This window comes from Deltaproteobacteria bacterium (assembly GCA_011375175.1).
Classification (GTDB): domain Bacteria; phylum Desulfobacterota; class GWC2-55-46; order GWC2-55-46; family DRME01; genus DRME01.
Map to the genome: position 1 here is coordinate 1 of DRME01000019.1, position 11,698 is coordinate 11,698.

An 11,698-nucleotide genomic window follows, 5' to 3' on the forward strand; every position below is an offset into this window, starting at 1 on the left:
AACCCGCCGGCAACATCGTGGTGGCCGCCGCGCCGGACGCCGCGGCGGCCGTGGAGTTCACGGCAAGGCGCCTGTGCGTGAGGGAGCCCCGCGGCGGCGTGGTGACGGCGGCCAACCATTTCATGTCTCCGGCGATGAAACCCTTCCAGAAGCGTGGCTTCATCGCCGTGCCTCCCGGCGTGGACGCCCCGGCCGAGTTCTTCACCATCGAGTACAGCATGTTGCGCGAGGGCCTCGTGGACGAGGGGTGCCGCGCCGGCGGCATCGACGCAGCCGCGGCATGCCGCCTGCTGCGCACCCCCCATGTCTCAAACCCGGCCACCGTGCAGAGCGTCGTCTTCCTGCCCCGCAGGCGCGAGGCCCTCGTCTCCTCCTCCTCCGCTCCCCCCGTCACGGAAGGCCCCCGCCGACGCATCGCGCTCTGACGACCCGCAGGGGGGACTTCGACGAAGAAGGGGCATGGAAAGGTTTGGGGGGGAATCCCGGAGGCGCCTGTCGGCGGCGGCCGGGAGGCCGGGCCGCACGCTGGCTGCGATGGTCGCGCCTTTGCGGCCGAGGCGGCGGGCCGGCCGTCTTGACACCGATACCTTCTGGGCTATACTATGAAGTAGCGGACGGTGTGTCGGCGTCCCAAGCCCTTCGCCACCGACGGCGCCCGAGAGAATCAACCGATGACCGATCCGGGAATAAGCGGTCCTGTTCCACGACCCCCTGGCTTCCATCCCTATCGCCCCGAGCGGGTGAACCGCGGCCGGTCCGGAAGGCCGGTGTCAGGCCGTCGCCGCGCCGGACGGCCTCGGGCCGGTGGAGCGCGCCGGCCCTTCTAAGGAGTATGTGCCATGGCGGCAGAGACGAAGACCACACTGAGCGTCATCAAGGCCGATGTGGGCGGGTTCGTGGGCCATACGAACTGCCACATAGAGCTTCTGGACACGGCCAAGGCAAGGCTCGAGAACGCAAAGCACAAGGGCGAGATAACGGACTTCCACGTCCTTCGCTGCGGTGACGACATCGAGCTCATCATGACCCACCGCCAGGGGCGCGCAAGCCCCGTGGTCCACAGGCTCGCGTGGAAGACCTTCCGGGCCTGCGCCGAGCTCGCCGCCGAGCTAAAGCTCCACGGCGCGGGCCAGGACCTGGTGGGCGGGGACTTCGACGGCGACATAGGGGAGCTCGGCCCGGGCGTGGCCGAGATGGAGTTCGTCGAGCGCGAGAGCGAGCCCGTGGTCGTCTTCATGGCCGACAAGACGAGCGCCGGGGCCTGGAACCTGCCGCTCTACAAGGTCTTCGCAGACCCCTTCAACACGGCGGGACTCGTGCTCGACCCGGTGATGATGGAGGGTTACTCCTTCAGGGTGCTTGACGTGGAGTCGGGTCGCAGCGTGACGCTTCGCTGCCCCGACGAGCTCTACAGGCTCCTGGCGCTCATAGGCACGACCTCGAGGTTCATGGTCTCCGAGGTGCTCCGCAACGGCGACGGCGAGGTCGCCGCCGCCGTCTCTACGCAGAGGCTCGCAAGCCTTGCGGGGAGATACATCGGCGAGGACGACCCCGTGATGATCGTGCGCTGCCAGGACGGCATGCCCTCGGTGGGCGAGGCCATGGAGCCCTTCGCCTTCCCCCATCTCGTCGAGGGATGGCTTCGCAGCTCCTTCAACGGTCCGCTCATGCCCGTGCCCTTCTACGAGGCAAACCCCCTGCGCTTTGACGGCCCCCCGCGGGTGGTCGCCGCCGGGTTCCAGGTATCGAAGGGTAGGCTCATAGGTCCCCACGACATGTTCGACGACCCGAGCTTCGACCTGGCAAGGCGCAGGGCCGTGAGGACGGCCGAGTACCTGCGCCGCCACGGCCCCTTCCAGCCGCACAGGCTCGGGGCCGGAGGATTGCGCTCCAGTTCCGTGCCCTCCGTTGTCGAGTCCCTGGAGGAGCGCTTCGAGGGGCCGTGACGGACCGGGAAGGCGCGGGGCGCACCGGCGGGGCCGCGGGCGGGCTTTCGACAAAGGCGGCTGCAGGCGGCCCCGCCCACGGGGACGGGGCCGGGAGAAGGACTGGCAAGGCCGACAACAATCCGGTCCTTGCGGCCGGAAAGCTCCCCATGGCCGTGCTCGAGGGGCTCCTTCGCCGCTACGTCCCGTCGCCGCCCCCTATGGGTCGGCGCGGCTTCGCTCGGGGTGTTGCCGCAAGGAGAGCGGAGTCCCTGCGCAGGGTCGTCGTGGGCCCCTCGGTGGGCGTCGACGCGGCGGCCATCGACTTCGGCGACGGGTACCTGCTGGCCAAGACCGACCCCATAACCTTTGTGGCCGAAGACATAGGCGCCTACGCCCTCGATGTGAACTGTAACGACATCGCCGTCATGGGAGGTGTGCCGCGCTGGTTCCTCGCCACCGTGCTCGTGCCCCCGGGGAGCGGGGCCGCCGATGTGGAGCGCGTATTCGCCGGGCTCTCGCGGGCCTGCCGCCGTCTCGGCGTGGCGCTGTGCGGCGGCCATACGGAGGTGACGCCCGCGGTCACGGCGCCGGTGGTGGTCGGGGCGATGCTCGGCGAGGTCGGAAAGGACGGTCTCGTCACCTCCAGGGGCGCAAGGCCCGGAGACGTCCTGCTCCTCACAAAGGGTATCGCCATAGAGGCGGCGAGCATCCTTGCAAGGACCATGGGCGGGGAACTCGCCCGTAGACTTTCGCCGCGGCTTGTAGGGCGTTGCCGCGACCTCGTGAAGAGACCGGGCATAAGCGTGCTCAGGGACGCGCAGACGGCGCTCGCCCACGGCAGGGTCCACGCCATGCACGACCCCACCGAGGGGGGCCTGGCCACGGCGCTCCGCGAGCTGGCCGCCGCCTCGGCCGTGGGCGTGGAGATCGAGTACGAAAAGATACCGGTCCTGCGAGAGGCCGGGATCCTTCTCGAACACCTCGGCCTCGATCCCATGGGCTCCATCGCCTCGGGGGCGCTCCTCATAGCCGCCGAGCCCGGCCAGGCCGAGGCCATTGCAAAGGGGCTCAGGTCGGCCCGCATAAGGGTCGCGGCCATAGGGAGGGTGACCCGCAAGCGCGACGGCGTCATGATGCGCCGCGGCGGCAGGCTCGGCGCCCTGCCCCTCTTCGAGCGTGACGAGCTGGCCAGGCTCTTCGGGTGAGCCCCGGGCCGGCCCGGCTTGAAAAGACTTTCAACGGACCTGTCTCAAGTTCCAAGGAGGTGTTGATGATGAAAGGCACCAAGAGGTACACTCCGAGAAAGGCCATGGATACCGCCACCGACCCGTACCTCAACAGGCAGTCTCCCCGGGAGAACTCGGTCTGCCGCCAGTGCGGCGCCGTCTTCCACAACAAAAGGTGGTACACTTCCGAGCAGGCCCGGCCCCAGGCCGGCAAGGGCGGGATCGATGTGCTCTGTCCGGCCTGCCAGAAGATAAAGGACAGGTTCGTCGGCGGAGTCGTGACCCTTACGGGCCGCTTCCTCGCCGAACACCGCGACGAGATACTCAAGCTCATCTACAACAAGGAGGAGCGCTCCAAGCAGTACAACCCCCTGGGGCGCATCATAAGCATACACGACATGAAAGACCGCATCGAGATAACGACGACGACCGACAAGCTGGCCCAGAGGATAGGCCAGGTGCTCAACAAGACCTACCAGGGCAAGGTCACCTACAAGTGGAGCGACGACGTGAAACTGGCCAGGGTCCAGTGGTCCCGCTGACCTACTTTCTTTTTGAAAAAAAGAAAGTAGGCAAAGAAAAACCGATGATTCTTGAGGGGCAGGGAGACAAAGGCCGTGTTCCCCTGGGGGTCGCGACGTCTACCTGATCTTATCGGCCCGCCGGCCGTTGGGCCGCAAAGGCGTAAAAAGGCCCGCCTGGCGCGGGCCGACGGCCAGGGGCCGCAACCTCCGACCTGCTTTCTTTTTGAAAAAAAGAAAGCAGGCAAAGAAAAACCGATGATTCTTGAGGGGTCAGGGAAACAAAGGCCGTGTTCTCCTGGGGTCGAGACGTTTAGCTGATCTCATCGGCCCGCCTGGCGCGGGCCGACGGCCAAGGGCCGATAAGGCGAGAAGGTTTCACCCCCTCACGCCGGAGCTCGTCCGCCGTGGTCGGGGCGCCGGGGTCTTCCATATTATGATCGAAGCACGACTTTACGACACCGAAGAGGGCGGCAGGGTGGTCTGCCGCCTCTGCGCCTTCCGGTGCAGGATAGCGCCGGGCAAGCGGGGCGTCTGCGGCGTGCGCGAAAACCGCGACGGCAGGCTCTACTCGCTCGTATACAACCGCCTCATAGCCGGACATGCCGACCCCGTCGAGAAAAAACCCCTCTTCCACTTCATGCCCGGTTCCGTCTCCTACTCCGTATCGACGGTGGGGTGCAACTTCCGCTGTCTACACTGCCAGAACGCCGATATCTCGCAGATGCCCAGGAACATGAAGAAGATCCTCGGCGACGAGGTGAGTCCCGACGAGATCGTCGCTACGGCCGTGGCGGCCGGAGCGCAGAGCATCTCCTACACCTATACGGAGCCGACCATATTCTTCGAGTACGCCTTCGATACCATGAAGCTTGCCCGCGAAAAGGGGCTCGGAAACATCTTTGTCACGAACGGTTACATGACGGGGGAGTGTCTCGACGAGCTCAAGGGACTGCTCGACGCAGCCAATGTGGACCTCAAGAGCTTCAGCGACGACTTCTACAGGAAGGTCTGCGGCGCAAGGCTTGCCCCGGTGCTCGACTCCATCGAGTACATGCACGGCATGGGCGTATGGCTGGAGATCACGACACTGGTCATACCGACCAGGAACGACTCGCCCGAGGAGCTGCGCGGGATCGCCCGGTGGATAGCCGCCCTCGACAGGTCCATACCCTGGCACATAAGCGCCTTCCACCCGGCCTACAGGCTTGCGAATCTGCCGCGCACTCCCGTCTCCGTCCTCGACCGGGCCCGCGAGATCGGACTCGAAGAGGGCCTCTGCTACGTCTATACGGGCAATGTTCCCGGCGACCCGGGAGAGAACACGTACTGCCACCGATGCGGCGAGGCCGTCATAAAACGGTGGGGCTTCACCGTGCGGGAAAACCTCGTGAAAGAGGGGAGGTGCCCCTGCTGCGGCGAAGAGGTGGCGGGCGTCTTCGATGCGCCGCCGGCGGGGACTCTCTGAAAAGACTCCCCCTTACTCCTTCTTTCCCTTCATGTAGAAGACGAGCACGGCCATGACCATTGCGATGGCGACGGCGAAGAGGAGGGTAGAGTGGGGGTCTTTCCACTGGGTCACGTGTTCGAGGAAGGTTACGGCCAGCATGAGGGCGATGACGCTGGAGAGTTTCCTCTTGAGGTCGTCGAGGTTGTTTATGACGAGCCACGAGGGCATGTCGAGGGTGCCGATGAAGAGCTCGTAGATGGCCACGGCGAATATGTAGAGGATGACCGCCAGGAAGAAGGCGTCGAGTACGGCCACCATCTGGGCCGTCACCACCGCCGCCCCTTCGATCTCGCCCAGATGGGCGAACATCTTGAAGACGGTGACCGCCGTCTTGACGGTCACCCACACAAAGAGCGAGACCGAGGCCGCGAGCGTGGAGATGACGGCGAGCAGCACGATGTAGCGGGACTTTTCGAGCAACCGTTTCACTGTCCGTGGTCCTCCGTTAAGGGCTGTGGGCGGCGGCGCCCATGGGGGAAATGGACTATAGCACAGCTTGAGGCGATATTCAAAGCATCTCTTGGATGGAGCAGTCGGGAGGGTTGAGTTATGCTCGTCGAATTCAGCGTAGCGCCTCTGGGGGCCGGCGAGAGCCTGAGCGCATATGTGGCCCCGGTCATGAAGCTCATAGACGAGAGCGGCCTGCCCTACAAGGCCGGTCCCATGGGCACGGTCGTCGAGGGTGAATGGGACGAGGTGATGGCCCTTGTGAAACGCTGTCATCACGAAATCCTGAAGGAGGCGCCGAGGGTTCTTACGTCCATACGGATTGACGACAGGCCCGGCAGGCCCGCCGGCAGGCTCACCGAAAAGGTCCGCTCCGTGGAGAAGAGGCTCGGCCGGGAGCTCCGCAAGTAAGGGGCATGGACTCTCTTTCGGGTTTCATCGAGGCCGCGGATCCTTTCATGAGGGCCTTCATCCCCCTCTTCGTCGCCATGGACGCCGTGGGCATACTGCCCATATACATTGGACTCACCTCGGGGCTTGACGAAAGGGAGCGCCGCCGCACCCTCTTCTACTCCATAGTGACGGCCACCCTCATAACGCTCTCCTTTCTGCTCGTCGGCAAGGCCGTATTCATACTGCTCGCCATCACGGTGGCCGACTTCCAGATAGCGGGCGGCCTGGTGCTCCTCTCCATAGCCATAGTCGATATCGTCCAGACCACGCGCGGCGCCGCCGCCGAGGGCCGTCCCACCAGCGCCGTCGGCATAGTGCCCATAGGCACGCCCATCATAGCCGGTCCCGCCGTGCTGACGACCCTCATAATGCTCCACGACCTCTACGGCTTCACCGTGACGGCCTCGGCGCTGGCCGCCAACCTCCTCATCAGTTGGGTCGTCTACGCCTTCGCCGACCGCATCATCAGGGTCATAGGCGAAAACGGCGCGCGGGGCATCTCCAAGGTCGTCTCGCTGCTGCTCGCTGCCATAGCGGTCATGATAATCAGAAGGGGGCTGGAAGGGCTCGCCGCCGGGGGGTAGAGGCGGCCGGGCCGGTAAGAGAGGGATTATCCCGGGGCGTCCCTTCCTCGAAAAGGGTTCCTCGGGGGAGCAAACCGGGCCTCCCGGAACGTCAAGAGCTGCGATTTGTCATTGTCTTGCCGCTCCGGCCGTTATAGACTGAGATGAGGACGGCGGGCCGCAGCGGCGGCAGCCGCAGGCCCTCTCCGTTACGAGACCTTCAGCAAGGAGCCGAAAGACCGATATGCTCAACCTCTTCCTCTTTCTCCACATCATGGCCGCCCTCTTCTGGGTGGGCGGCATGCTCTTTCTGACCATCGTAGTTGCGCCCTTTCTGCTGCGGATGGAAGACGCCAGAGAGCGCTCGGCCGTATACCAGGAGGTGGGATCGCGCTACAGGTTCTGGGGGTGGATAGCCATAGCCACGCTACTGGTGACGGGACCGCTCAACCTCTACTTCCTCGGCGTGTCTCCGTCGCTCATCTTCGACGCCTCCTTTCACACCACCACCTACGGCAAGGTCCTGATGGCCAAGCTCACTTTCGTCTCCATCATCGTCGTCTCGAGCCTGCTCCACGACTTCTGGCTCGGCCCGCGGGCGCGCAGCTCGCCGCGCTTTTCAACGCTCGCCCGCATATTCGGCCGCAGCAACCTTGCGCTGGCTATCGTGATCGTAATCCTCGCCGTGCTGCTCCGTACAGGCGGCGGGTGATCTCCCGCGGGGGAGCCTTTTTTATTCCGGCCCGCCCGTGCTCTCGGGGAGGCAGGGCCGCAAGGGCGCGGCAAACCCCGCTGAGTCTTCCGGGAAGCGCCCGGTGAGAGAGGACTCTTATGGCGCACAGGTTCGATCCGGCCATGGCCGGAAGGCTCATGAGTGAAGAGCGGTACGGGCGGCTCGACCCCGTGAAGTTTCTGAAGGGGGCCGGCCTGGCCCCCGGCGACTCGATGGTCGATCTCGGCTGCGGCCCCGGCTTCTTCGCCCTCGCCGCCTCAGCCGTCGTCGGTCCCGAGGGGAGGGTCTGGGCCCTCGACGTGGAGCCGGAGATGCTCGGCCATCTCCGCCGCCAGGGACCGCCGCCCAACGTCTTTCCCCTCGTCTGCCCGGAATCGGAGCTGCCGCTTCGCGGCGGCTGTGCCGACTTCGTGCTCCTCGCCTTCGTCATCCACGAGGCCGCAGAGCCCCTCCGCCTTCTCCGCGAGGTCCGGCGGGTGATGAAGCCGGGCGCCGCGCTCTGCATACTCGACTGGGAGAAGGTTGACGAGGACGAGGGGCCCCCTCTGGAGGAGCGCATGGCCGCCGCCGAGGCCGAGGCCCTCGCGGGGCGGGCGGGCCTTTCGGTGACGGAGAGGACCGCGCCCGACGGGAGCTGGTACGCCGTAAGGGCCGTAAGACCGCTCGCCGCACCCTGATTGCCCGGCGGGAAGCTTTCGAAAAGGGGCCGCAGAGCTACGGCTGACCAAAAGGAGGTCCGTCAAATGGAAGTGAAGATCGGCTCTACACTCGTCTCGCTCGTCCAGGGCGACATAACGGACGAGGAGACCGACGCCATAGTCAACGCCGCCAACTCCCGGCTCGCTGGCGGAGGCGGCGTGGACGGCGCCATCCACCGCGCCGGGGGACCGGCGATAATGGAGGAGTGCCGGCGCATAGGCGGCTGCCCCACGGGCTCGGCCGTTACGACCACGGCGGGCAGGCTCAAGGCCAGGCGGGTCATCCACACGGTGGGACCGATCTACAGGGACGGCACCCGCGGCGAGCGTGAACTGCTCGCCTCGGCCTACCGCTCGAGCCTCGAAAAGGCGCTTGATGAGGGGCTCAAGAGCGTGGCCTTCCCTTCCATAAGCACCGGCGCATACGGCTATCCCATCGACGAGGCCGCCCGCACGGCGCTCGAAACGGTCGTCGACTTCGTCAGAACGCACGAGGGCCTTGAACTGGTCCGCTTCGTGCTCTTCTCGGAGAGGGACCTCCGGGTCTACGAGGCGGCCCTGCGCGAACTCACCTCCTGAAGACCGTCGCTGCGGCGGAAAAGACGCCCACCCAACCGGACCGGAGCCGTCCGGTTTTGCTTGACAAAGATCCCCCGCCGACCCTATACTTTAAAAAGGCTCCGATTGCCCTGGGGGAAACTTTCTGTAGAAGGGGCCATAGGCCCACGTTTCCCCCAGACCCCCTTCAAAGACTTTCGATACGAGTTGGTTTCCCCCTGTTTTGCTTGGCAAAACAGGGGGAAACCAACTGGCGTCAAAAGTTTTGGAGGGAGTCTGAGGGAACCTTTTACAAAAGGTTCCCTCAGCGCGACACCCCTTAAGAGACTTTCAATGCCTTGCGAACCGGCCCTCGAGCGAGGGCCGGTTCGCCGGGAGTTGGAGGTTTCCCCCGTGGGGGGGGACGACGCCGGTCACGGCGTCGCCGGTCCGCTGCGGCGGACGTTTTTTCCTTTTCTTAAGGAGGTTCGACAGAGATGAACTATCTGAAGACGGCGATCTTCATGGCCGCGCTCACGGCCCTGCTGGTCTTTATCGGCGATATGCTCGGCGGCAGGCAGGGGGCGCTCATGTTCCTCGTTCTCGCCGGCGTGATGAACTTCGGCACCTACTGGTTCAGCGACAAGATAGTGCTGCGCATGTACGGCGCAAAGGAGGTGGACGAGGCCGCTGCTCCGGGGCTCTACGCCCTGGTCCGCGAGCTCTCCATGAGGGCCGGCATACCCATGCCCAGGGTCTACATCATGGAGAACAACACGCCCAACGCCTTCGCCACGGGCCGAAACCCCGACCACGGCGTCGTGGCCGTCACCACGGGGCTCATGAACATGCTCAGCCGCGAGGAGCTCGCCGGCGTCATAGGCCACGAGCTCAGCCACATAAAGAACCGCGACATCCTCATATCGACCATTGCGGCCACCATTGCCGGCGCCATAAGCTACATGGCCCACATGGCCTACTACGTCTCGCTCTTCGGCGGCCGCGACGACGAGCGGGGCTCCAACCCCTTCGTCATGCTGGCCATGATGATAATCGCCCCCATCGCGGCCATGATAATACAGATGGCCATATCGCGCTCCCGCGAGTACGAGGCCGACAGCGGCGGCGCCGAGATAGCCGGAAACCCCCTCTATCTCGCCGAGGCGCTCAAGAAGCTCGACTACTACAGCAAGCGCGTGCCCATGATGGACGCCAACGAGGCGACGGCCCACATGTTCATCGTCAACCCCCTGAGCGGAGGCTCGCTCATGAAGCTCTTCAGCACCCACCCGCCCATCGAGGAACGGGTGCGCAGGCTTCAGGCCATGGCGGGCGGCGGCCTCGGCGCCGCCTGAGCCCGTCGGCCCGGCGAAGAGGAGCAAGGCGGCCCCGCGCATATCGAGGGTCCCGTCACGAGACGACAAGGCCCGCATCCTCGCGAGGATGCGGGCCTCTTTTGTTCGTCATCACGGCCGGGGGGCGGCCGCCGCTTAATGGTGGGAGCTGTCGTCGGTGAAGCTTTCGAGGAAGTCGTCGAGCGCCTTGCGGTACTCATCCTTCATGTCGAGGAAGCGGATGCCGTAGCGGATGAGGCCGCTCTTGGCCGACGGCGAGCGCGCATCGTAGCTTACGGGCTGTTCGCGCACGACCTCGCCGGTGATCCTCACCTGCGAGTTGTTCTCCGGCACCAGGAAGGAGAAGTTGACCACCGCCCCCACCGGTATGGCGTGGCTCGTTTCTATGAGCACGCCCGAGTTCGACATGTTCACCGTGTTGCAGATGAAGGTCTCGTCCTTGCCCGGCTCGGTCTCGGTCGTGATGTTGGCGAGGATCTTGAGACCCTTGCGCGGCGCTATGACTACGTAATTCTTCGAGTCCTGCTTCATCGCCCCTCCACCGGGGGAGCCTCTCCGAAAAGGCCCCGTTCCCCTTTCAAAGACTTTTCGTCCCGGCCGCAGGGGGCCTCCGCCCGGGAGCGCCGCGCGGCCAAGGGGGCTCGCAGAGCGAAGGCCTCCTCAGAAACGGCGGAGCCACCCCATGTATTCCTCCCTGCGGCCCTTGACTATGTCGAAGAAGGTCGACTGTATTTCCCTTGTCACCGGTCCGGGCCCGCCTTCGCCTATCTTCCTGTCGTCTATCTCCCTTATGGGCGTTATCTCGGCGGCCGTGCCGGTGAGAAAGACCTCGTCGGCCGTGTAGAGTTCGTCGCGGGTGAAGCGCTCCTCGCGCAGGGGATAGCCCTTTTCGGCCGCTATGCGCATGACCGTGTCCCTGGTGATGCCCTTGAGTATGGAGGTAAGGGGGGTGGTCTTTATCTCGCCGTCCTTGACCATGAAGACGTTCTCCCCGCTGCCCTCGGAGACGTAGCCTTCGGTGTCGAGCAGCAGCGCCTCGTCGTAACCGGCGGCCACCACTTCGCGCTTGGCCAGTATGGAGTTGACGTAGTAGCCGCAGGCCTTGGACTTGGTCATGGAGACGTTGACGTGGTGGCGCATAAAGGACGAGACCTTTACGCGGATGCCCTTTTCGAGCCCCTCTTCGCCGAGATAGGCCCCCCAGGGCCAGGCCGCCACGGCCACGCGCACGGGATTCTCCTTGGGAAAGAGCCCCATGGAGCCGGAGCCGAGGTAGACGATGGGCCTTATGTAGCCGCCCTTGAGGCCGTTGGCCCTGAGCGTCTCCACCACCGCGTCGCTTATCTCGTCCCTTGTGAAGGGTATCTCCATCTGCAGTATGTGGGCCGACTCGAAGAGGCGGTCCGTGTGCTCGGCGAGCCTGAAGACCGCACCAGCCCCGTCGTCGGTCTCGTATGAGCGGATCCCCTCGAAGACGCCGAGGCCGTAGTGAAGTGTGTGGGTCAGTATGTGGACATTGGCGTCCTCCCAGGCCACCAGCCCGCCGTCCATCCAGATGTGCCCTGTCCTCTCCAAACGCTTTATTCTCCCTCTCGCCTGTGCGGCCCGGCAAATAAGATATTAAACCTCAAGGGAAAAGTCAAGGAAGCTCTGATTAATTACCTGGGGGAAACTTTCTGTAGAAAGTTTCCCCCAGACCCCCTTCAAAGACTTTCAATACGAGTTGG

The 11,698-nt window shown here is 64.7% G+C and carries 13 protein-coding genes; 10 read left to right on the forward strand and 3 right to left on the reverse strand.

The annotated features are described in order from the left end of the window. Window positions 1–839: 839 nt before the first annotated feature. From ENJ37_01365 to amrS, 4 genes are all read left to right on the forward strand, one after another. A complete protein-coding gene (locus ENJ37_01365; protein ID HHL39133.1) occupies window positions 840–1,946 on the forward strand; it encodes a fructose 1,6-bisphosphatase in 1,107 nt (368 codons plus the stop codon). Continuing rightward, on the forward strand, window positions 1,943–3,133 hold the full coding sequence (locus tag ENJ37_01370; GenBank protein ID HHL39134.1) for a hypothetical protein: 1,191 nt from the start codon (window positions 1,943–1,945) through the stop codon (window positions 3,131–3,133). Before ENJ37_01365 ends, ENJ37_01370 begins: the two co-directional genes overlap by 4 nt. A 65-nt stretch (window positions 3,134–3,198) precedes the next feature. After that, the gene (locus ENJ37_01375; protein HHL39135.1) at window positions 3,199–3,696 is read left to right on the forward strand and encodes a hypothetical protein; all 498 of its coding nucleotides are present in this window, start codon (window positions 3,199–3,201) and stop codon (window positions 3,694–3,696) included. Between the two features lie 415 nt (window positions 3,697–4,111). Then, entirely contained in the window at window positions 4,112–5,143 is a 1,032-nt protein-coding gene (amrS, locus tag ENJ37_01380) for an AmmeMemoRadiSam system radical SAM enzyme (GenBank protein HHL39136.1), read from the forward strand. A gap of 12 nt (window positions 5,144–5,155) precedes the next feature. Here the strand turns inward: amrS and ENJ37_01385 are convergent, their stop codons facing one another. Then, window positions 5,156–5,908 carry a YqhA family protein gene (locus tag ENJ37_01385; protein ID HHL39137.1) on the reverse strand — a complete coding sequence of 251 codons (753 nt, stop codon included), beginning with the start codon at window positions 5,906–5,908 and terminating at the stop codon, window positions 5,156–5,158. Here ENJ37_01385 and ENJ37_01390 point away from each other — a divergent pair. From ENJ37_01390 to htpX, 6 genes are all read left to right on the forward strand, one after another. Beyond that, a complete protein-coding gene (locus ENJ37_01390; GenBank protein ID HHL39138.1) occupies window positions 5,735–6,043 on the forward strand; it encodes an MTH1187 family thiamine-binding protein in 309 nt (102 codons plus the stop codon). The two genes, ENJ37_01385 and ENJ37_01390, sit on opposite strands and share 174 nt — an antisense overlap. 5 nt (window positions 6,044–6,048) lie before the next feature. Then, on the forward strand, window positions 6,049–6,669 hold the full coding sequence (locus ENJ37_01395) for a MarC family protein (GenBank protein ID HHL39139.1): 621 nt from the start codon (window positions 6,049–6,051) through the stop codon (window positions 6,667–6,669). A 223-nt stretch (window positions 6,670–6,892) separates the two neighbouring features. Next, window positions 6,893–7,360: a DUF4149 domain-containing protein gene (locus ENJ37_01400; GenBank protein HHL39140.1), complete on the forward strand. Its 468-nt coding sequence runs from the start codon at window positions 6,893–6,895 to the stop codon at window positions 7,358–7,360. A gap of 119 nt (window positions 7,361–7,479) precedes the next feature. Continuing rightward, window positions 7,480–8,058, forward strand: a complete 579-nt coding sequence (locus ENJ37_01405; GenBank protein ID HHL39141.1) for a methyltransferase domain-containing protein — start codon at window positions 7,480–7,482, stop codon at window positions 8,056–8,058. A gap of 66 nt (window positions 8,059–8,124) precedes the next feature. Then, window positions 8,125–8,658 (forward strand): O-acetyl-ADP-ribose deacetylase, encoded by a 534-nt coding sequence (locus tag ENJ37_01410; protein HHL39142.1) that lies wholly within the window; start codon window positions 8,125–8,127, stop codon window positions 8,656–8,658. A 455-nt stretch (window positions 8,659–9,113) separates the two neighbouring features. After that, window positions 9,114–9,971 (forward strand): zinc metalloprotease HtpX, encoded by an 858-nt coding sequence (gene htpX, locus ENJ37_01415; protein ID HHL39143.1) that lies wholly within the window; start codon window positions 9,114–9,116, stop codon window positions 9,969–9,971. Window positions 9,972–10,106: 135 nt separating this feature from the next. On the opposite strand, the gene ENJ37_01420 is transcribed toward htpX, so the two are convergent. Next, on the reverse strand, window positions 10,107–10,502 hold the full coding sequence (locus tag ENJ37_01420; protein HHL39144.1) for a hypothetical protein: 396 nt from the start codon (window positions 10,500–10,502) through the stop codon (window positions 10,107–10,109). A 129-nt stretch (window positions 10,503–10,631) separates the two neighbouring features. After that, window positions 10,632–11,555: a branched-chain amino acid transaminase gene (locus ENJ37_01425; protein ID HHL39145.1), complete on the reverse strand. Its 924-nt coding sequence runs from the start codon at window positions 11,553–11,555 to the stop codon at window positions 10,632–10,634. Window positions 11,556–11,698: the final 143 nt, after the last annotated feature.

What these genes read in the sequence shown, in the direction of transcription:
- ENJ37_01365 (HHL39133.1), top strand. Translation starts at nt 840, where the DNA reads ATGGCGGCAGAGACGAAGACCACACTGAGCGTCATCAAGGCCGATGTG.
- ENJ37_01375 (HHL39135.1), top strand. Translation starts at nt 3,199, where the DNA reads ATGATGAAAGGCACCAAGAGGTACACTCCGAGAAAGGCCATGGATACC.
- amrS (HHL39136.1), top strand. Translation starts at nt 4,112, where the DNA reads ATGATCGAAGCACGACTTTACGACACCGAAGAGGGCGGCAGGGTGGTC.
- ENJ37_01390 (HHL39138.1), top strand. Translation starts at nt 5,735, where the DNA reads ATGCTCGTCGAATTCAGCGTAGCGCCTCTGGGGGCCGGCGAGAGCCTG.
- ENJ37_01385 (HHL39137.1), bottom strand. Translation starts at nt 5,908, where the DNA reads ATGACAGCGTTTCACAAGGGCCATCACCTCGTCCCATTCACCCTCGAC.
- ENJ37_01395 (HHL39139.1), top strand. Translation starts at nt 6,049, where the DNA reads ATGGACTCTCTTTCGGGTTTCATCGAGGCCGCGGATCCTTTCATGAGG.
- ENJ37_01400 (HHL39140.1), top strand. Translation starts at nt 6,893, where the DNA reads ATGCTCAACCTCTTCCTCTTTCTCCACATCATGGCCGCCCTCTTCTGG.
- ENJ37_01405 (HHL39141.1), top strand. Translation starts at nt 7,480, where the DNA reads ATGGCGCACAGGTTCGATCCGGCCATGGCCGGAAGGCTCATGAGTGAA.
- ENJ37_01410 (HHL39142.1), top strand. Translation starts at nt 8,125, where the DNA reads ATGGAAGTGAAGATCGGCTCTACACTCGTCTCGCTCGTCCAGGGCGAC.
- htpX (HHL39143.1), top strand. Translation starts at nt 9,114, where the DNA reads ATGAACTATCTGAAGACGGCGATCTTCATGGCCGCGCTCACGGCCCTG.
- ENJ37_01420 (HHL39144.1), bottom strand. Translation starts at nt 10,502, where the DNA reads ATGAAGCAGGACTCGAAGAATTACGTAGTCATAGCGCCGCGCAAGGGT.